The sequence below is a fragment of the Phocaeicola oris genome (assembly GCF_021295095.1).
Classification (GTDB): Bacteria; Bacteroidota; Bacteroidia; order Bacteroidales; family Bacteroidaceae; genus Phocaeicola; species Phocaeicola oris.
Window position 1 is genome coordinate 74,836 of sequence record NZ_JAJLQX010000013.1, and the last position, 19,232, is coordinate 94,067.

The 19,232-nt window shown below is 41.9% G+C and carries 20 protein-coding genes; 9 read left to right on the top strand and 11 right to left on the bottom strand.

Features of this window, described 5'->3' with window-relative positions; translation table 11 throughout:
* Window positions 1-110 precede the first annotated feature (110 nt).
* From hflX to LO761_RS08030, 3 genes are all read left to right on the top strand, one after another.
* On the top strand, window positions 111-1,358 hold the full coding sequence (gene hflX / locus LO761_RS08020; protein WP_272817769.1) for a GTPase HflX: 1,248 nt from the start codon (window positions 111-113) through the stop codon (window positions 1,356-1,358).
* Between the two features lie 92 nt (window positions 1,359-1,450).
* Window positions 1,451-3,097 (top strand): fumarate hydratase, encoded by a 1,647-nt coding sequence (locus LO761_RS08025; RefSeq protein WP_272817770.1) that lies wholly within the window; start codon window positions 1,451-1,453, stop codon window positions 3,095-3,097.
* 106 nt (window positions 3,098-3,203) lie between these two features.
* Window positions 3,204-3,335 (top strand): hypothetical protein, encoded by a 132-nt coding sequence (locus tag LO761_RS08030; protein WP_272817771.1) that lies wholly within the window; start codon window positions 3,204-3,206, stop codon window positions 3,333-3,335.
* Between the two features lie 113 nt (window positions 3,336-3,448).
* Here LO761_RS08030 and LO761_RS08035 read toward each other — a convergent pair whose 3' ends face one another.
* The 5 genes from LO761_RS08035 to LO761_RS08055 form a co-directional block, all read right to left on the bottom strand.
* Window positions 3,449-4,474 carry a M28 family metallopeptidase gene (locus LO761_RS08035; RefSeq protein ID WP_272817772.1) on the bottom strand — a complete coding sequence of 342 codons (1,026 nt, stop codon included), beginning with the start codon at window positions 4,472-4,474 and terminating at the stop codon, window positions 3,449-3,451.
* A gap of 89 nt (window positions 4,475-4,563) precedes the next feature.
* Entirely contained in the window at window positions 4,564-5,496 is a 933-nt protein-coding gene (gene rsgA / locus LO761_RS08040; protein ID WP_272817773.1) for a ribosome small subunit-dependent GTPase A, read from the bottom strand.
* A gap of 11 nt (window positions 5,497-5,507) precedes the next feature.
* Entirely contained in the window at window positions 5,508-6,071 is a 564-nt protein-coding gene (frr, locus tag LO761_RS08045) for a ribosome recycling factor (protein WP_272817774.1), read from the bottom strand.
* 78 nt (window positions 6,072-6,149) lie between these two features.
* Entirely contained in the window at window positions 6,150-6,860 is a 711-nt protein-coding gene (gene pyrH / locus LO761_RS08050; protein WP_272817775.1) for a UMP kinase, read from the bottom strand.
* 23 nt (window positions 6,861-6,883) lie between these two features.
* Entirely contained in the window at window positions 6,884-8,107 is a 1,224-nt protein-coding gene (locus LO761_RS08055; protein ID WP_272817776.1) for a clostripain-related cysteine peptidase, read from the bottom strand.
* Window positions 8,108-8,351: 244 nt separating this feature from the next.
* Here LO761_RS08055 and LO761_RS08060 point away from each other — a divergent pair, with 244 nt between their 5' ends.
* Entirely contained in the window at window positions 8,352-8,606 is a 255-nt protein-coding gene (locus tag LO761_RS08060) for a hypothetical protein (RefSeq protein ID WP_272817777.1), read from the top strand.
* On the top strand, window positions 8,603-9,001 hold the full coding sequence (locus LO761_RS08065; RefSeq protein WP_272817778.1) for a putative toxin-antitoxin system toxin component, PIN family: 399 nt from the start codon (window positions 8,603-8,605) through the stop codon (window positions 8,999-9,001). Before LO761_RS08060 ends, LO761_RS08065 begins: the two co-directional genes overlap by 4 nt.
* A gap of 377 nt (window positions 9,002-9,378) precedes the next feature.
* Here LO761_RS08065 and LO761_RS08070 read toward each other — a convergent pair whose 3' ends face one another.
* The 3 genes from LO761_RS08070 to LO761_RS08080 are packed head-to-tail and all read right to left on the bottom strand — an operon-like array spanning window position 9,379 to window position 11,801.
* Complete coding sequence (locus LO761_RS08070) at window positions 9,379-10,674, bottom strand: MATE family efflux transporter (RefSeq protein WP_272817779.1); 1,296 nt, start codon at window positions 10,672-10,674, stop codon at window positions 9,379-9,381.
* A gap of 2 nt (window positions 10,675-10,676) precedes the next feature.
* Window positions 10,677-11,420 (bottom strand): biotin--[acetyl-CoA-carboxylase] ligase, encoded by a 744-nt coding sequence (locus LO761_RS08075; protein ID WP_272817780.1) that lies wholly within the window; start codon window positions 11,418-11,420, stop codon window positions 10,677-10,679.
* A gap of 15 nt (window positions 11,421-11,435) precedes the next feature.
* Complete coding sequence (locus LO761_RS08080; RefSeq protein WP_272817781.1) at window positions 11,436-11,801, bottom strand: YraN family protein; 366 nt, start codon at window positions 11,799-11,801, stop codon at window positions 11,436-11,438.
* 87 nt (window positions 11,802-11,888) lie between these two features.
* On the opposite strand from LO761_RS08080, the gene LO761_RS08085 reads away from it, so the two are divergent.
* Entirely contained in the window at window positions 11,889-12,323 is a 435-nt protein-coding gene (locus LO761_RS08085) for a nucleoside deaminase (protein WP_272817782.1), read from the top strand.
* A 2-nt stretch (window positions 12,324-12,325) separates the two neighbouring features.
* On the opposite strand, the gene LO761_RS08090 is transcribed toward LO761_RS08085, so the two are convergent.
* The 3 genes from LO761_RS08090 to LO761_RS08100 are packed head-to-tail and all read right to left on the bottom strand — an operon-like array spanning window position 12,326 to window position 13,979.
* Window positions 12,326-12,559: a DUF4834 family protein gene (locus LO761_RS08090; RefSeq protein WP_272817783.1), complete on the bottom strand. Its 234-nt coding sequence runs from the start codon at window positions 12,557-12,559 to the stop codon at window positions 12,326-12,328.
* A gap of 19 nt (window positions 12,560-12,578) precedes the next feature.
* A complete protein-coding gene (gene pssA / locus LO761_RS08095; protein ID WP_272817784.1) occupies window positions 12,579-13,286 on the bottom strand; it encodes a CDP-diacylglycerol--serine O-phosphatidyltransferase in 708 nt (235 codons plus the stop codon).
* Between the two features lie 6 nt (window positions 13,287-13,292).
* Complete coding sequence (locus LO761_RS08100) at window positions 13,293-13,979, bottom strand: phosphatidylserine decarboxylase family protein (RefSeq protein WP_272817785.1); 687 nt, start codon at window positions 13,977-13,979, stop codon at window positions 13,293-13,295.
* Between the two features lie 183 nt (window positions 13,980-14,162).
* Between LO761_RS08100 and dnaE the strand changes: the two genes are divergently transcribed.
* The 3 genes from dnaE (at window position 14,163) to LO761_RS08115 (ending at window position 18,685) form a co-directional block, all read left to right on the top strand.
* Window positions 14,163-17,963 (top strand): DNA polymerase III subunit alpha, encoded by a 3,801-nt coding sequence (gene dnaE, locus LO761_RS08105; RefSeq protein ID WP_272817786.1) that lies wholly within the window; start codon window positions 14,163-14,165, stop codon window positions 17,961-17,963.
* A 73-nt stretch (window positions 17,964-18,036) separates the two neighbouring features.
* Window positions 18,037-18,351, top strand: a complete 315-nt coding sequence (trxA, locus tag LO761_RS08110) for a thioredoxin (RefSeq protein WP_272817787.1) — start codon at window positions 18,037-18,039, stop codon at window positions 18,349-18,351.
* A gap of 10 nt (window positions 18,352-18,361) precedes the next feature.
* Window positions 18,362-18,685, top strand: a complete 324-nt coding sequence (locus tag LO761_RS08115) for a hypothetical protein (RefSeq protein WP_272817788.1) — start codon at window positions 18,362-18,364, stop codon at window positions 18,683-18,685.
* Window positions 18,686-19,232: the final 547 nt, after the last annotated feature.

The window sequence follows — 19,232 nt, forward strand, 5'->3', positions numbered from 1 at the left end:
AAGAGGATGAGCGTCTGTTCATCCTCTTTTTATTTGTTTATTTGCTTGCACTTCTTTTATCATTTCGCTACTTTTGCGCAATGAGATTATCGGATAACTCTTTAGATTAAATGAGAGAATTTATTATATCGGAAGTAAAAGCAGAGACAGCCATTCTTGTCGGACTGATCACTCCTCAGCAGGATGAGCGAAAAACGAAAGAATATATGGATGAATTAGAGTTTTTAGCTCATACCGCGGGCGCGCATGTGGTAAAACGTTACACACAACGAGTGGGAGGACCTAACTCGGTGACTTATGTCGGAGTGGGCAAGCTGGAAGAAATTCGCGAATATATAAAGGCGGAAGAAGACGCGGAGCGAGAAATAGGTATGGTCATCTTTGATGATGAGCTGTCGGCAAAGCAGATCCGGAATATAGAAAAGGCATTACAAGTAAAGATTTTAGATCGCACCTCATTGATTCTTGACATCTTTGCCATGCGTGCTCAGACAGCTAACGCAAAGACGCAAGTAGAATTAGCCCAATATAAGTATATGTTGCCTCGCTTACAACGACTATGGACACACTTAGAGCGTCAGGGAGGCGGTTCCGGCGCAGGTGGAGGTAAAGGAACGGTAGGTTTGCGTGGCCCGGGCGAGACCCAGTTGGAAATGGATCGGCGTATTATTCTCAATAGAATGTCTTTGTTGAAAGAACGTTTAAAAGAAATTGATAAACAAAAGGAGACACAACGGAAGAACAGAGGTCGATTGATTCGGGTTGCCCTTGTGGGATACACCAATGTAGGCAAGTCTACACTGATGAACCTGTTGGCAAAGTCGGAGGTGTTCGCGGAAGATAAATTATTTGCCACGCTCGATACTACTGTCCGTAAGGTGGTGATTGAAAATCTGCCTTTTCTGCTTTCCGATACCGTAGGTTTTATTCGAAAGTTACCCACCGATTTGATAGAGTCTTTTAAATCTACGCTGGATGAGGTACGTGAATCAGACTTACTGATTCATGTAGTGGACATTTCGCATCCCGATTTTGAAGAGCAAATTGATGTGGTAAATAAAACAGTGGCTGAGATTGGCGCGGGTGGTAAACCGACCATGATGGTGTTTAATAAGGTGGACGCCTATACTTATGTTCAGAAAGATGAGGATGATTTGACTCCAAAAGTTAAAGAGAACTATACGCTCGAAGAGTTGGAAAAAAGTTGGATGGCGAAGCTCAACGACAATTGTATATTTATCTCTGCCAAAGATGGGATCAATGTCGATGAGCTAAAAGAGCGACTGTACCATAAAGTGAGTGAGCTGCATGTACAGAAGTACCCGTATAACGATTTCCTTTATCCAAAGTACGAATAAACATAAACTTTATAAAGAAGATGGAGAAATATCAGGATTACTTTCTATCTTTGTATATCGAAGTAAACTAATCATTTTAAATATACGTATATATGGCTAAGACACCGGATTTTAAGTATGCTCCCATGTTCCAGCTTGGTAAGGACGATACGGAATATCGTTTACTTACGAAGGACGGAGTATCTGTTAGTGAGTTTGAAGGAAAGAAAATCTTAAAAGTCAGCAAAGAGGCTTTGACACTTCTTGCTCAACAGGGTTTTCATGACGCGGAATTTATGTTGCGCCGTGCTCATAACGAGCAGGTCGCTCAGATTCTGAAAGACCCCGAGGCATCAGAAAATGATAAATATGTCGCGTTACAGTTCCTCCGTAATGCCGAAGTTGCTTGTAAAGGTATTCTTCCTTTCTGTCAGGATACCGGTACAGCTATTATTCACGGAGAGAAAGGACAGCAGGTATGGACCGGCTTCAGCGATGAAGAAGCACTTTCTTTAGGAGTTTATAATACATATATTCAGGATAATCTGCGTTACTCACAGAATGCTCCTCTTACCATGTACGATGAGGTGAATACCCGTTGCAATCTTCCTGCTCAAATAGATATTGAGGCAACCGAAGGGGCGGAATATCGTTTCGTCATGGTAGCAAAAGGCGGAGGCTCTGCCAACAAGACTTATTTCTATCCGATGACAAAGGCTACTATTCAGAATGAAGGAACATTGCTCCCATTCTTAGTTGAGAAGATGAAGAGTTTGGGCACCGCTGCTTGTCCTCCGTATCATATTGCGTTTGTTATTGGCGGTACATCTGCCGAGAAGAACCTGTTGACGGTTAAGTTGGCTTCTATTAAATATTATGATAATCTGCCCACAACCGGTGATGAGACCGGTCGTGCGTTCCGTGATGTTGATTTGGAGAACAAACTGTTGCACGAAGCGCATAAGATTGGCTTGGGCGCTCAGTTTGGCGGAAAGTATTTGGCACACGATATTCGTGTCATCCGTTTGCCTCGTCATGGCGCGTCTTGTCCTATCGGTATGGGTGTCAGCTGTTCTGCCGATCGTAATATCAAAGCAAAGATTAACGAAAATGGCGTTTGGTTGGAAAAGATGGATGTTAATCCTACCGAATTGATTCCGGAAGCGTATCGCAAGCCGGGGGAAGGCGCTAAGGGTATTGAGATTGATTTGGATAAGGGTATTGACGCTGTTCGTGCGGAACTCACGAAGTATCCGGTCAGCACACGTGTGTCATTAAACGGTACTATTATTGTTGCCCGTGACATTGCGCACGCTAAGTTGAAAGCTCGTTTGGATGCCGGTCAGGAGATGCCCGCGTATTTCAAAGATCATCCTATTCTGTATGCCGGTCCGGCGAAGACTCCGGAGGGTTATCCGTGTGGAGCGATGGGACCGACTACGGCTAACCGCATGGATCCGTATGTGGATGAGTTCCAAGAGCATGGAGCGTCGCTTGTGATGATAGCTAAAGGCAATCGTACACAGGTTGTAACCGACGCTTGCCATAAGCATGGCGGATTCTATTTGGGAACTATCGGCGGTGTTGCCGCTGTCCTTTCGCAGAGTAGTATCAAGAGCATAGAGTGTATTGAGTATCCTGAATTAGGAATGGAAGCTATTTATAAGATTGTTGTTAAGGACTTCCCCGCGTTTATCCTTGTTGATGATAAAGGTAACGACTTCTTTAAGCAGTTGAAGCCGTGGTCGTGCATTTGTTGATGTGTTTGTTTTATATATGAATAGCGGTGTGTCTAACGGGCACACCGTTATTTTTTATTCGGTTGATTCAACAGCGTCGTCAAGAGAACATTAAAAACTGACGCGGATGAACTGCTCAACTCACGCGGATGAGTTGCTCGGTTCATGCGGACGAGTTGTCCAACTCATGCTGATGAGTTTGCCGATTCATGCGTATGAGTTTATCCGTTTGTACGTATCAGTTGATAAGGACTTCTGATGAACACAGAAACTCAAGCATATCACCTCAATTGTTTAAGCTGTGATACGCTTTTGGGTATAAAGAGTAATGTTTAGTGTGTTATGAATAAGTAATTTAACCTATTCGTTATGCTAATAACTGTTTTCGTTAGCCAGTCGCCAAGTAGCTAAATAAGCAGCCTTGGTAATTTCTACCAATTTATTCCAGTTCAAGCGGAACGGCTCGTCACTCGGCATGTGATAATCCGGATGACCGTCGGTATGATACCAAATAATGGGAACGTCTTTCTTTGCAAAGCTGCCGTTATCGCTTCCTCCTACCGGATTATCCCATGCGCGGTAGTCCGGTTCCAACTGCAGATGATAATTCTCTATGTCCGATCTCAACCATTGCTCAAAAGCCGGATATGCCTGCGTATAGAAATAAACGAAGTGCATGGGACGGTCTTCTTTGTTGTTTCGCCCTATCATATCGAAGTTCATGTAGCTTTTCACCTTGTTCATCCCTTCCCAGTATAAGGTGAAGTATTTTGAGCCTAACAATCCCTCTTCTTCACCATCCCAGAAAGCAAAGATAATGGTCCGTTCCGGCTTTTGCCCGGATAATTTAAACGCTCTTGCCAATTGCAATGCCGCTGATACTCCGGAAGCGTTATCATCCGCTCCGTTATATATTTGATCACCTTCTAATCGAGTATCCATCCCCACATGGTCGTAATGCGCTCCCACAATCACATACTCATTCGGATTATTTCCTTCAATCATTCCGAAGATATTCCGAAGGTTGATACGCTGATGAGGGATTTCTTTTAACTTGGCGATGGAATCGAGATTCACTTCAAATCGGTCTTTGTTATGTTGCCGTTCTCTGCGATAAGCCGAGAAGGGCTGTTCGTATGTCTCGAACAGAGGAGCTATATCCCATTGTTTCAGCATAGATATGATATAGTCTCCTGCTATTCTTCCAAAGCTTGTTCCTGCCTCACGACCTTTTAGATTATCACCGGCCAAGAAGTTGATATGTGCTTCTGCCATATTCCGATTGATGGTAGCCAGTCCGACTTCTTTGGTATTAACAATTTGTTTTTTCGGCTTAACTGCATAAGTAGCACTGAATGTACAAAGTAATACGAATATAAATAGGAGATTTTTCTTCATGATATAATGTTATTTAATGCTTAAATCAAGCGTGCGATGACGCGTTCTCTCGCCTGAAAGAGCATAAGTTTTAAATTTTCCACAGTAAATTAATAAGCTTCACGATATTTCTTTTCATTTTTATCTTCCAACATACTGAGATAGGATATGTAACGCGATTCAGCTATTTCATGTTTCCGAACGGCTTCAAGGACAGCGCAGTCGGGTTCGTGCGTATGGGTGCAATTACCATATTTGCAACCGGACGAGGTTTTAAAAATCTCACGGAAGTAATGGCTTACTTCTTCTTCTTCCATATCGAATGTGCCGAATCCTTTAATGCCCGGAGTATCTATGATATAGCCTCCGCCCGGCAATTCGTACATTTCAGAGAATGTGGTGGTATGTGTTCCTCGGTTACTCGACTCGGAAACCTCGCCGGTTTTGATATTCAAATCGGGCAGAAGCGCATTTATCAGTGTCGACTTCCCTACTCCCGAGTTTCCGGCAAGAAGGGTTACTTTCCCTTTCAATCCGTTTTTCAACTCCTCCATACCTGTCTGAAGTTTGGCAGAGACTTTAAAGCACGGGTAATTTATCTTCGTATAGATGTTTATCAGTTCGTCTTGTCTCTGCTGTTCTTCCTTGTCCAATAAGTCTGTCTTGTTGAATACCAAAGAAACAGGTACACGATACGCTTCCGCCGTAGCTAAGAAGCGGTCGATAAAAATTAGATTTGTTTCGGGATGATTAATAGTAACAATCAACATGCACTGGTCGAGATTAGCGGCCAGTATATGCGATTGTTTCGATAAGTTTGACGCTTTACGGATAATGTAGTTCTTGCGGTCTTTAATTTCTGTAATAAAGGCGGTACCTTCTTTATTTTCTACGATGTCCACATAGTCGCCGACGGCTACCGGATTGGTGCTTCTGATTCCTTTGAGCCTGAAATTGCCTTTTATCTTACATTCAACAAGCCGGTCGTCATCGGTTTTTACCTCATACCAACTGCCCGTGTTCCTAACAACAAGTCCTCGCACGCTTATCGGTATTAAACGGTCATGATTTCTTTGTTCTTCTCTGCTAAGATTTCATCAATTAACTTCATGAATTTATCATGAGTTTTTTGTAATTTACCTTCCGAGTCTTTCTGAACATCTTCGGCCATGCCATCGTTTTTAACTGCTTTCTTCAAGGCTTCAATAGCGTCGCGACGAGCGTTGCGGACACTCATCTTTGCCTCTTCCGCTTCACTTTTGCACTGCTTGCTCAATTGTTTACGACGTTCCTCTGTTAACGGGGGAATGCCAAGGCGGATAATTTCACCATTGTTTTCCGGCATAATGCCGAGCGATGAGTCGATGATGGCTTTTTCTATGGGGCGGAACATATTCTTGTCCCAAGGTTTGATAGCGATGCTGCGCTGATCGGGCGTAGTGATGGCCGCGACATTCGAGATTGCCATCAACGTTCCGTATGATTCAACCTTGATGCCATCGAGTAGACGGATATCTGCTTTACCTGCACGGATATGAGCCAATGTATCCTTCAAATGCTCGACTGCATTCGTCATTTTCTTCTCAGCTTCGTTGAGATAAGTTTTAGCGTCTGCCATAATTATATATTTAAAGTTTGATATTTGAACAAATATAGAGATTCTATTCGGTATTGTCAATGTTTCATCGAATAATTTTTAGCGATGTACGTAAGTACCGATGTTTTCTCCTTCGACAACTCTCTTCAGATTGCCCGGCTTATCCATATAAAATACGTAGATAGGTAAGTTATTATCGCGGCACATCACAATAGCCGACAAGTCCATCACTTTCAGATTACGTTCCAGCACTTCGTCATAACTGATATCATCAAACTTTGTCGCGGTCGGATCTTTTTCGGGGTCGGCAGTGTAGACGCCATCGACACGGGTACCCTTTAGCATAACATCTGCTTCAATCTCCAATCCTCTTAAAGAAGAGCCTGTATCGGTGGTGAAATAAGGATTGCCTGTTCCGGCTGCCAGAATAACTACTTCGTTGTTCTCCAAATGACGAATGGCTTTCCATTTATTATAGAACTCCCCGACAGGTTCCATACGGATGGCGGTCAATACACGGGTAGAGACGCCTATAGCGCCCAACGCGCTGCTTAGCCCCAAACTATTGATGACGGTAGCGCACATGCCCATCTGGTCGCCTTTCACACGGTCGAATCCTTTAGCCGCGCCGCTCAGCCCACGGAAAATATTCCCTCCCCCGATGACAATGCCAATCTGAACACCCATATCATGGATTTCTTTAATCTGTCGCGCGTACTCGGCAAGATGATTCTCATCAATGCCGTATCCTTTTTCTCCGGCCAAGCTCTCACCGCTCAACTTCAATAATATACGTTTAAATCTTGTCATATTGTTGTGAATTTATAATCTTGTTACCAACCTGTACTGTTCCAGCCTGCCGCTCGGTACCACTCAAGTTTTTTTAAGTAAGTATTCAGTGATGGTTGACCGCTGTTTGGAAGATAGACAGATAGTCCGCCCGCGTTGTTATCTACTTCTACCACATCAGATTTTGCTGCCGTATAAATCTTTGGAGTGGCAGCCCAATATATAACCGCTTTATCAAAAGCGCTTTTCCATTCAGCGTACTCCTTTGCGTTTGCTATATGTTGAATGAATTCTTTCATATCATGATAGTACCTTTTGGCCTGCCGGTTATCGTAGTTGTAAATACCGGAAGCATCAATGGCTTCAGAGTCATGAATATGCGCGGTAATAATGTTATTCGTGGCAGAAGCAAGCATATCTATGTTCTTTGTTTTAACAGCTTCTATACATACTCCGGCAGTCCAGTTGTTGTTGCTGTTCGGTATGGCGGGATTATAGGAGTTGGCATAATGGGTATAATACGCTGAGGCTATTGACAGGCCGACATTATTTGCTTCCGTATCCATGTAATTGAACATAGCGGGAACCACATCGGGATAATACGCGCCCGGACCGGGAATCTCCGCAGGACAGGCTATGAGATAATCGCAGTAGTCGCGCAGTTCGTAAATCACTTCCGCGCTGCTCATAAAGCAAGCGTCAAAAAGGATAAAAGAAAAACGCGGCGCGGAAGAAAGAACCGTTTTCAAATCAGGAATATCCATATACGAGTAAAAACCGGCATCCTCTCCCCACCAACGGGTAGTACTGCTCGCCACGGTCGCTTTGGCAGAAGGAACCCATCCGTCTGCATGCGACCAGAGAACCAATCCGTAGGATGTTGCGGGATAGGCGGCTTTCACGTCCGCTATTACCTGACTCATGGTGTTCACCGATACAGAGTTATGTTCCGGATAAGTTTTGACAGTGGTTTCTTGATAAGTCGTGCCGTTGATGTCTAATTTAACCAAGCGCGGGTTGCCGGAGTAATTATCGATGTAATATAACAAATTGTCCGTTTTACTGTTGGTCGACAATACTCCTTTTCTCAATTCTTCTATGTCATCCGATGCCAAATCAAGTTGCCCGAGGGAATTATCGGCAGCCATATAAACTAAGACGGTACGTGTTGTGATTGGTTCCGGAGTAGGATCATCTTTTTTATGCCTGCACGCAGTATTTACCAGCACGAGTACCATTAATAAAATGCTATGTGACAGCTTACTCATAAGTGTTTATTTTATGTTGCGAAATAACAAAAAATAATTGATATAATGAAGAATAGGTATTAATAATAGGAAATTATAACTTTTACATTCATCGGGAGCTGTTTGAATAAACGAGGTTGTCAGAAACTCGATACCGCGCTCAACACGAAGCGTAGGACGATTATTTTCTCGCTTTCCACTTGCTATTGCGTGTAAAAATAACTATATTCGCACCGTAACAACTAAACAATAAGGAGGCAAGGATATGAATACACTTCAATTAAACGAAGAGCTACAACGACAGTTGAACTATATCTCGAATGATGCCGAATTGATGAAAAAAGCTATTAATTACATCAAGAGATTGGGTAGATTGCGTAGCAAGACGTATGAACAGGATGTTCTGAATAAAGATATGGACGAACTGCTGACAGCCTTTCACACAGATAACATTGCGCAGGAGGATATCGACCGTGAATGCAAATTGGTTAGAGAAGAGCGTTACAACGGCAAGCAATGAAAATTGTTATCGACACGAACCTTTGGATAAGTTTTCTGATAAAAGGCAATGTAACACTTTCCTTGAAAGAAATCATTGGAAATGGGAAAACGGCTATCGTGATGTCTCAAGAATTGGAAGAGGAAATCATGGCGGTGGTTCGCCGTCCCAAGTTCCAAAAGTATTTCAGCGAAACATCCTGCCGATTGCTACTCTCTTTTCTGCGCAAGCGTTGCGAGTATCATTCGCCGATAGAACCGACACAACATTGCCGTGATCCGAAAGACGATTTTCTGCTTGGGCTATCGCTTGTGTCGGACGCGGATTTCTTGCTGACCGGCGATGATGATTTGCTTGCCATGGAAACCGTAGGCAACTGCCGGATTCTTACACTTTCGGCATTTTTGACGCAATAACAACAGTTTTAGTTTTTTCAACCCTTCCTCGTCCCACGTTTCAATCGATGTGAAGCGTGGGACGATTGTTTTCAACTGCTCGACAGTGCTTTTACACAAGAAAATGAATCGGCGAGCTGCTCGACAGTGCTTTTACACAAGAAAATGAATCGGCGAGCTGCTCGACAGTGCTTTTACACAAGAAAATGAATCGGCGAGCTGCTCGACAATGCTTTTACACAAGAAAATGAATCGGCGAGCTGCTCGACAGTGCTTTTACACAAGAAAATGAATCGGCGAGCTGCTCGACAGTGCTTTTACGTGAAAAGAAGGCCTGTCGTCGACAAAAACGATATGAAAAATGATACATCGGCTGTGGTGATGGAAATCGCTGCCGGTTACGAGATGATTTTTCTGCCTAACCAACCTTGCAAAACACCTCTTAATAGAAGATAAACGATAAAGGAGAACCAGAGGGCATGATTCCCCCATATACCACGCAGACTGAAATAAAGTATAAAGAAACTGAGCGTGGCAATGAACATCGATTGAAGCATCATTTTTGTAGCAGTGGCTCCGGTAAAGATGCCGTCGAAAAGGAATGCCGCGAATCCGCCGTACGGAATGAGCAACACCCAGAAGAAATACTCCTTAGACGCGGCAATGACCGATTGGTCGTTGGTGAGTATATGCAAGAACGGAATACCGGCAACAGCATATAGTATGGTAAATATGGCAGCCAACCCCGCTCCCCATATAAATAATCGTTTAATTGTGACGCGTAGCGAATTTTTATCTTCCGCTCCGATAAACCGGCCGGTTAAAGCCTCACCTGCGTATGCAAATCCGTCCATGATGTAAGAATCGAGCATAAAAAGCTCCATCAGTAAGGTGTTAACGGCTAATATCACTTCTCCTTGCGCGGAGCCTGCCGATGTAAAATATACGGTAACAGCTACCAGACAAATGGTCCGGAAGAAGATGTCGCGGTTCACTTTGAAAAACTTCATCATGGCAGTCCGTTCGAACAGCCCGTCGAAAGAGATATGTGGTTTAAGATGCCGATAGTTCTTACGCCATAATCCGTAAGCCATAAAGAATCCGGCATATTGCGCGACAACAGTTCCGGTGGCAACTCCTTCTATCTTTAAATTCAGTACGTAGACCAAGAGCAGACTGGTGAAGATGTTCACCATGTTTTGAGTAATGGCGATAAACATTGGAATTCGGGTGTTCTGCATGCCGATGAACCATCCGTTAAAACTATATAGCCCAAGTACGGCAGGAGCTCCCCAAATGCAAATGCTGAAATAAATTTTAGCGTATTCCCGAACTTCCGGAGACGCTTCTATCAAGGCAAACGCAATCAGATTGATGAGTTTTTGAGCCATTACCAGCATCATGGCAATAGAAAAGGCAACCGTAACAGAGCGGAGCAGTAAACGGATAATCTCCTGTCGATCCCGACGCCCGAAGGCTTGAGCGACCATTCCGCCGGTACCCATCCGGAGGAATCCGAACACCCAATAAATAATATTGAAAAGCATGCCTCCGACAGCGATGGCTCCGATATACGAAGTCGCGCCCAAATGTCCCGTGATGGCAACATCTATTAGTCCTAACAAGGGAACTGTGATATTCGATACAATGGATGGAAGCGCTATTTGAAGAATCTGCCGATTGGTCTTATCCATAATTACAGTATGTATTCTACTTCTTTAAACATGTAGCGTTTCCCGTTGCCCGACTGATCTGTCAGCACAATGCGTCCGTTAGGCTCAATATCGGTAATCTTTGCCTTGAATATTCCTATTTTGTCTTTATAGGTGTGGAAACCTTCGCGATGAAACAACGAATGGCGGTAAAGTCTGTCTACTTTCCTATTTTCTCCATTGCGAAGCATGTCGTAATATTCCATCAGCTGTTCTATGAACCGGTTCAGAATATCCCTTGGTTGGTATTCTTTTCCTGTAATCTGTTTTAATGATACAGGATTAGGGGCAGAACTATGGAATGTCTCCTGATTAATGTTAATGCCTATTCCGTTGACGCTCCAATTGATACACGTATTTGTCAGGTTGTTCTCAATAAGCATTCCGCAGATTTTTTTATCTTTCCAATAGATATCGTTCGGCCACTTGATGGAAATGTCATTGGTATAAACCGATAACGTGTCTTTTACAGCGAGAGAGGCTATTTCGGAAAGTAAAAACTGATGATGCACATCTATAAAGTAAGGATGTAGCACATAACTGAACGTGAGGTTTCTATGCGGATCCGATTCCCATGAGTTACCTCGTTGTCCGCGTCCTTCCGACTGGAATTCAGAGAGCACGACAGTAAAATCGGCTACCTCTTGTTTTTCACAAAGAGCACTCAGGTAACTGTTGGTAGAGTTTATTTCCTCAACGTGTATCAAAGGAAAAGCGGTATTGCTCATGTTAAGTTATTTTTATTACCAAATGGGTGGGTAGAACGCGTCAGGGAAATGTTCTATATGGAATGGCGGTTCTTTTCCGGTTACAGAGATAATATCAAAACGTATTGGCAAGTCTATATTATACTTGTTTATATACGCGTCGGTCGACTCAATGATATGCCGGATTTTTTTATTTGTCACAGCGTCTTTCGGTTCTCCATATTCTTCATCGGCGCGGGTTTTTACTTCGACGATGATTAATTTGCCATCTTTCTCAGCCACGATGTCTAAGTCCCGCTTTTCGTTTTTCCAGTCACGATGCCTAATGACATAGTCGTTACTTATTAAGTAGCGGGATGCTGCTTCTTCGCCTGCTTTCCCTAATTTATTATGCTCAGCCATGGGTCTGTCTATTTTCTGATTGCAAAATTACGCAATTTATTGCATTATTGAAGAACGAAAACTAAATTTGTGGAAAATAATGACGATATGGCAGATGATATCTTTTATATGAAACAGGCCTTACAAGAGGCTAAGAAAGCTGCTGACGCGGGCGAGGTTCCGGTGGGTGCCGTGGTGATTTGCGGAAATCAAGTAGTTGGTCGGGGGCATAACCTGACAGAAACGCTCCGCGACGTGACCGCTCATGCCGAGATGCAGGCTATTACTGCCGCGGCAAACACACTTGACGGGAAGTATTTGAATGAATGTACCATTTATGTTACAGTGGAGCCGTGTGTGATGTGTGCGGGAGCCATCGGTTGGGCACAAATGGGGCGTCTCGTTTATGGCGCTTCGGATGAAAAACGTGGATACCATAAATTCGCTCCCAATGCATTACATCCTAAGACTGAAGTTATCAGCGGTGTCATGGCAGAGGAATGTGCCCGCCTTATAACAGACTTCTTTAAAAGTAAAAGATGAAATCAGTCCTCTTTCTTTTCTTCAAAGTCAATGTATTCCCCTTCATCTTCTTTGAAAATCTTTCCTGTTGAGTGAGCATAATTGGAAAGGTTACGTTCCTCGTCAATCGGTTGGCGAGGTTGCCGCTTTTTGGTCTTAAACAAATTGGAGAATCCATTCACAGCTTTACTGATGATGTAAAGTCCGATGAAAATGAATATCAGAATAAGCGATAAAAAGAACAAAAGGATATGCATAGTTGGAAAAGGCTTTAAATTATACTTTCTTCTTTGTTAGAAACGATAGAAGAATATACCATATAATGATTGCGGCAATCCCGCTAATTCTCATAAAGACAAGTAAAGGGACGCAGACGATAAGAAAAATGAATCGAATTTTATTATCCTGCCATCTTAAATTATGAAATTTCAGAGAAAACATCGGAATCTCAGCAACGAGTAGCAGTGAGAAGATGATGACTAAAATAAACAGATATAGCGCGTTGAATGCATCCGATGTGAGCCAAGCGCGCGCGCCGACTACCAGTGCTCCCCAAAAAAGAGCGTTAGCCGGAGTAGGTAATCCGATAAATGAAGTGCTCTGACGCGGATCAATATTGAATTTTCCCAAGCGCAGAGCGGAGAATACAGCTATTAAAAACGCAGTATAAGGCATCCAACATGTCCATGATACCATAAATCCGGGATAATGAACTTCTTTAAATAGTGAGAAAACGATAGCTGCCGGAGCAAATCCAAAAGTGATATCATCGGCTAACGAATCCAATTCCTTTCCCATTGGGGCGGAAACATGTAACAGACGGGCAAACATTCCATCGAAAAAATCGAATATCGCGCCAAGAATAATGAATCCGACAGCAGCTTCATAGTTTTGTTGGAAGGCCATAACAGCAGCAATACAACCGGAGAACAGATTGCCGCAAGTGACAGCATTGGGAATATTTCGAACGATGCAATTTGCCATAGCAACTTACTTTAGGCGGGCAATGACAGTTTGGTTTCCTGTCGTCTTTTGTCCCATCTTAACACATACTTCTGTACCGAGTGGCAGGTATACGTCTACACGGGACCCAAACTTAATAAATCCCATGTGTTCGTCGATAAAGCAATTTTCACCTTCGCTGGCGTATGTCACAATGCGTCGGGCAATAGCTCCGGCAATCTGACGTATCAGTATTTCCGTTCCTTCAGGAGTTTCTATTATAATAGCCGAACGTTCGTTCTCTGTGCTGGCTTTGGGAAGGTAAGCTGCTTGAAACCTTCCGTCTTGATGATAGACCTTTTTAACAATTCCATCCACAGGGTACCAGTTGGCATGTACATTAGTCAGGCTCATGAAAATGGAAATCATGATACAGCGTTGACGCAGGAATTCCGTTTCCTCTACCTCTTGTGCTACTACAATCTTTCCATCAGCAGGCGCGACGACTACTTTTTCAGTGTCTTCTTCAAATAGACGAACAGGGCATTGAAAGAAGTTTACCATCAGTCCGTAAACGACGCAACTTATAGCTGCAAGAATATAAAAAGGAATCTTACTGCTGAATAAGTAAAATATTGCAGCATTTAGAATGATAAGGGCGACAGCACTGCCAATCAGTATTTCTGTACCTTCACGATGAAGTCTTATCTTTTTTAATTTCTTAATTTTGTTCATCTGAATGACTTAAAACAAGGCAAAAATACGTCTATTTTATTCAACCTGCAAATAAAAGACCGGCTAATTGGATGGCTATTTGCGTTTTTCTGTTAGCCGTATGGATTGTTAATAACTTCTTTAAGAAGTTTTTGCAAGTAAAAGTTATTAGCGGTATCTTTGAGTACTTTTGAAAGGATATATATGGAAGATTTTGTTCATTTACACGTACATACACATTATTCTATACTTGATGGTATGTCACGAATACCCAAATTGGTCAACAAGGCTATTACTGATGGAATGAAAGGACTTGCCATTACGGATCATGGCAACATGTTCAGTATCAAGGAATTTTTTGATTATTGTAATAAGATTAATGACGACCGGAAAAAGGAAGGTAAGGAGCTTTTCAAACCTATTTTTGGTTGCGAGATGTACGTTGCTCATCACAATAAGGAAGATAAAGTGAAAGAGAACGGTGATATAAGCGGTTATCATCTGATTGTTTTGGCTAAAAATAAAAACGGTTATAAGAACCTGATTAAGTTGGTTTCCCGTTCTTGGGTCGATGGATTTTATCAGCGTCCTCGAACTGACCGAAAAGATCTTGAAAAATATCATGAGGATTTAATTGTTTGTTCTGCTTGTATAGCCGGAGAAGTGCCATCAAAGATTTTAAAAGGTGATATGAAAGGTGCTCGGGAGGCTATTGAATGGTATCATAATTTGTTCGGTGATGATTATTATCTGGAAATACAGCGTCATGAGGTAACAAACCCTAATATTCATGCGAACAGAGATACCTATCCCCTTCAACAAAAAGCAAATAAGGTAATCTTTGAGCTGGCAAAGGAATATGGTATAAAAGTGATCTGCACTAACGATTGCCATTTTGTGGATGAGGACGATGCTGAAGCTCACGATATATTGCTTTGTCTTTCGACTGGAAAAGATTTGGATGACCCTACTCGTATGCTTTATTCTAAACAAGAGTGGTTCAAGACAAAGAAGGAAATGAATGAAATCTTTGCTGATGTTCCTGAGACATTGAGCAATACGCTTGAGATATTAAATAAGGTAGAGACCTATAGCATAGATATGGATCCTATCATGCCGTTTTTCCCTATTCCGAAGGAATTCGGTACAGAGGAGGATGTGCGTAAGAAGTATACCGAGAAACAACTATATGACGAATTCACCAGCGATGAAAACGGAGAAAATCAGCTAAATGAGGAAACAGGAAAGAAGAAAATCGAACACTTAGGTGGATACGATAAACTTTACAGAATTAAATTTGAAGCTGAGTATTTAGCAAAGTTGGCTTATGATGGCGCAAAGAAGCGGTATGGTGATCCGATTCCACAAGAAGTGTTTGACAGGATTAAGTTTGAATTGCATGTCATGAAGACCATGGGATTCCCCGGATACTTTCTTATAGTTCAAGATTTTATCAATGCAGCTCGTAACGAACTCGGAGTAATGGTTGGACCAGGTCGTGGCTCAGCCGCGGGATCTGTTGTTGCTTATTGTTTGGGAATCACAAAGATTGACCCGATAAAATACGATTTGCTGTTTGAGCGTTTCCTGAATCCTGACCGTATTTCATTACCTGATATTGACACTGATTTTGATGATGACGGACGCGGGAAGGTACTCAATTGGGTTGCCGACAAGTATGGACATGAGAATTGCGCGCATATCATTACTTATGCAAGTATGGCCACGAAGAATTCTATCAAGGATGTGGCTCGAGTGGAGAAAGTGCCGTTGGATACGGCAAACAAACTTTGTAAGGATATCCCGGATCGCTTGCCGGATGGATTGAAAATGAATTTGACAAATGCTATTAAATGTACGCCTTCTCTCCAAGAAGCAGAAGTTGCTACGGACAAGAATCTTTCGGATACCATAAAATACGCGAAAAAGTTGGAAGGTACTATTCGTGGAACGGGTATTCATGCCTGTGGCTTCATTATCTGCCGTGGGCCCATTAGCGATTGGGTTCCTCTCTCAACAGCAGACGACCCTGATTTTCCGGGAAAGAAGACAAATTGTACACAGTATGATGGGCATGTCATTGAATCGACCGGATTGATTAAGATGGACTTTTTAGGTCTAAAAACCCTTTCCGAGTTGAAAGAAGCTGTTCAGAATATACATGATACAGTAGGAGCAGATATTGACTTGGATACGATTCCTATTGATGATGAACTCACATACAAGTTATATCAAGAGGGACGGACAATTGGCACGTTTCAGTTTGAATCTCCGGGCATGCAGAAGTATCTGCGCGAGTTAAAGCCGACTGTTTTTGAAGATTTGATAGCCATGAATGCCCTTTATCGTCCGGGACCTATGGATTATATCCCTTCATTCATTGCCCGAAAGAACGGAAAGGAAGAAATAAAATACGATATTCCATGTATGGAGAAATATTTGAAAGATACTTATGGAATCACAGTATATCAAGAGCAGGTCATGTTGCTCAGTCGTCAGTTAGCTAATTTTACCCGAGGCGAGAGTGATGCTTTGCGAAAGGCGATGGGTAAGAAAAAGAAAGCTATTGTAGATGCAATGAAGCCTAAGTTCATTAAACAGGGACAGGAAAATGGATACGATCCAAAAATCCTTGAGAAAATATGGAGCGATTGGGAGAAGTTCGCGTCTTATGCATTTAATAAGTCGCATGCCACCTGCTATTCTTGGGTAGCCTATCAGACCGCATACCTTAAAGCTCATTATCCGGCAGAGTTTATGGCGGCTATTATGAGCCGTAGAAAGAATGACATAAAAGAGATAACCAAGCTGATGGCCGAATGCAAATCCTTAGGAATCCCAACGTTGGGACCAGATGTAAATGAGAGTCGTTTGAAGTTTAGCGCAAATAAAAAAGGTGAGATTCGTTTTGGTATGGGCGCAGTTAAAGGCGTTGGAGAAGCTGCAGTGGAAAGTATCGTTGAAGAGCGTGAAAAGAATGGCCCGTTTAAAAGTATTTTCGATTTTGTCCAGCGTGTCAATTTGTCTGCATGCAATAAGAAAACAATAGAAAGTCTGGCTTTAGCAGGAGCATTTGATAATTTTAAAGAGATTCATCGTGAAGATTTCTTTGTTTTGAATTCCAAAGGAGAGATGTTTAGTGATATACTTGTCCGTTATGGAGTAAAATATCAAGCAGATCAGCAAAGTTCGGCAAATTCTCTTTTCGGCGATATGGGAGGTATTGAGATTGCAACACCTGAAATTCAACGGGGAGAAGCTTGGTCTGATTTGGAGCGGCTAAACAAGGAGCGTGATTTGGTTGGCATCTACTTATCGGCTCATCCGTTAGATGAATATGCTGTTATTCTTGAGAATGTATGTAATGTCAGGATGACCGATTTGGATGATCTTTCTTCATTATATGATAAAGATATCACTGTGGGAGGTATTGTTACAGAGACAAAGCAAATGACAACAAAGCGTGGGAATCCGATGGGCAAAGTGAAAATTGAGGATTATAGCGGAGCGCATGAATTTGTCTTTTTTGATCGAGATTGGTTGGATAAAGAGAAATATTTTGCTCCGGGGATGTTCCTCTTCATGCGTGGTCGTTGTCAACCGAAAAAATGGAGGCAGGATGAGTATGAGATAGCCATAAACACCATAGAGCTATTGCCTGAAGTGAAAGAGCGTGCCATTCAAAAACTGATGGTTAAGGTTCCGCTTTCTTGCATCAACGAGGACTTTGTGGCAGAATTCAATGAACAAGTGAAGGATAATCCGGGGAACGCAGAACTTTGTTTCATGATTTTTGATGATGATCAGGTATCTCAAATTACTATGTCAACTCGTAAGGGAAGTATATCTGTCCATAAAGAATTAATGGATTTTTTGGATAGTCAGCCTCGTATAGATTATCAGATAAATGATGGTATTACAAAGAGTGATAAACTTCACCGATTGAAAAAGGATGAAGTCGAGGAAGAGGAACTGCCTGTTATGGAAGAAGTGCTTGATAATTAATTTCTTTTTCGTTTACCCATTATGGTATCAAATTTGTAAGTAAACAAAAGTATAATGATTAAATATTTCAATTATGGTTTCAAAAATTACAGATCAGAATTCTAAAGAGGTATTAAGCGGTAGTAAGCCGATAGTGATTGATTTTTGGGCTACATGGTGCGGACCATGTAGAAAGATCGGGCCGGATATTGAAGCTTTGGGTGAACAGTATGCTGACCGGATTACTACAGTGAAATGTGATGTGGATGAGAATAATTATTTAGCTTCTGAATATGGCATTCGTAACATACCGACAGTTTTGTTCATTAAAAATGGTGAGATTGTAGATAAGATGGTAGGAGCAGCTCCCAAGTCGACTATTGAAGAGAAATTCAAGAAATTACTTTAATATATTTATTATGGCACAAGATGACGATTTCTTAATAGAAGGCGCTGAAGATGATTTGAAAACTATTCAATACATTCGAAATTTTCTTCCGCAGGAATTAAAGAATAAGTTTACGGATACTGATTTGTATTATATCGTTGATGTGATTACAGATTATTATACGAATAGTGGTATACTGGAACAGAAACCTGATAAAGATGGTTTTATTAATGTTGACCAGGATGTTATTGTAGATTATATTCTAAAGGAAGCGAAGAAAGATGGAATGGGACCGTATGAGGCAGATGATGTTTTCTTTGTCGTTCAGGGAGAAGCCGAAAGTATAGAAGAATAAAAATCCCATTTAACAATATTGCTGTCTGGTAAGTTTTTTTAGCTACCTATAAAATTAAGGTTGACACTTCTCACGAGGTATCAGCCTTTTTGATTACCTTTGAGTTGTAAGACAAAAAGCGTATAACCATGCGCAAAGACAGTCGTTTTACCGAACAGCAATAATAGAAAATACAATAAGTCTTGAAAAATTATCATAAGATAACATAAGTTCGACGAATCTAAAATAATACGAACTCTGTATCATTATTTCTTCTTAAAAGGATACACCATTAATATCAACAATATAAGCTACTGATTTGATGCGTATGAAGATGAGAAGTGATGCGTATGAGTTGCTCAAGTCATCCGCATGAGTTGCTCAAGTCATCCGCATGAGTTGCTCGGTTCATGCGTATGAGTTGGTTGATTCATCCGTATGATGACTTTACCTGATTTTACTAGACACTTTTTTGCTACATTAGCTGAACCGGTAGACACTTTTTTCCTTGCCATACTGATTCCCTATACACCATCGAGCAACCCGTGCTGTTTTGATAGACAGTGCA

What these genes read in the sequence shown, in the direction of transcription:
- LO761_RS08070 (WP_272817779.1), bottom strand. Translation starts at nt 10,674, where the DNA reads ATGGATAAGACCAATCGGCAGATTCTTCAAATAGCGCTTCCATCCATT.
- hflX (WP_272817769.1), top strand. Translation starts at nt 111, where the DNA reads ATGAGAGAATTTATTATATCGGAAGTAAAAGCAGAGACAGCCATTCTT.
- LO761_RS08060 (WP_272817777.1), top strand. Translation starts at nt 8,352, where the DNA reads ATGAATACACTTCAATTAAACGAAGAGCTACAACGACAGTTGAACTAT.
- LO761_RS08075 (WP_272817780.1), bottom strand. Translation starts at nt 11,420, where the DNA reads ATGAGCAATACCGCTTTTCCTTTGATACACGTTGAGGAAATAAACTCT.
- LO761_RS08085 (WP_272817782.1), top strand. Translation starts at nt 11,889, where the DNA reads ATGGCAGATGATATCTTTTATATGAAACAGGCCTTACAAGAGGCTAAG.
- frr (WP_272817774.1), bottom strand. Translation starts at nt 6,071, where the DNA reads ATGGCAGACGCTAAAACTTATCTCAACGAAGCTGAGAAGAAAATGACG.
- pssA (WP_272817784.1), bottom strand. Translation starts at nt 13,286, where the DNA reads ATGGCAAATTGCATCGTTCGAAATATTCCCAATGCTGTCACTTGCGGC.
- pyrH (WP_272817775.1), bottom strand. Translation starts at nt 6,860, where the DNA reads ATGACAAGATTTAAACGTATATTATTGAAGTTGAGCGGTGAGAGCTTG.
- LO761_RS08025 (WP_272817770.1), top strand. Translation starts at nt 1,451, where the DNA reads ATGGCTAAGACACCGGATTTTAAGTATGCTCCCATGTTCCAGCTTGGT.
- LO761_RS08090 (WP_272817783.1), bottom strand. Translation starts at nt 12,559, where the DNA reads ATGCATATCCTTTTGTTCTTTTTATCGCTTATTCTGATATTCATTTTC.
- LO761_RS08115 (WP_272817788.1), top strand. Translation starts at nt 18,362, where the DNA reads ATGGCACAAGATGACGATTTCTTAATAGAAGGCGCTGAAGATGATTTG.
- LO761_RS08080 (WP_272817781.1), bottom strand. Translation starts at nt 11,801, where the DNA reads ATGGCTGAGCATAATAAATTAGGGAAAGCAGGCGAAGAAGCAGCATCC.
- LO761_RS08055 (WP_272817776.1), bottom strand. Translation starts at nt 8,107, where the DNA reads ATGAGTAAGCTGTCACATAGCATTTTATTAATGGTACTCGTGCTGGTA.
- LO761_RS08035 (WP_272817772.1), bottom strand. Translation starts at nt 4,474, where the DNA reads ATGAAGAAAAATCTCCTATTTATATTCGTATTACTTTGTACATTCAGT.
- LO761_RS08030 (WP_272817771.1), top strand. Translation starts at nt 3,204, where the DNA reads ATGAACTGCTCAACTCACGCGGATGAGTTGCTCGGTTCATGCGGACGA.
- trxA (WP_272817787.1), top strand. Translation starts at nt 18,037, where the DNA reads ATGGTTTCAAAAATTACAGATCAGAATTCTAAAGAGGTATTAAGCGGT.
- LO761_RS08100 (WP_272817785.1), bottom strand. Translation starts at nt 13,979, where the DNA reads ATGAACAAAATTAAGAAATTAAAAAAGATAAGACTTCATCGTGAAGGT.
- dnaE (WP_272817786.1), top strand. Translation starts at nt 14,163, where the DNA reads ATGGAAGATTTTGTTCATTTACACGTACATACACATTATTCTATACTT.
- LO761_RS08065 (WP_272817778.1), top strand. Translation starts at nt 8,603, where the DNA reads ATGAAAATTGTTATCGACACGAACCTTTGGATAAGTTTTCTGATAAAA.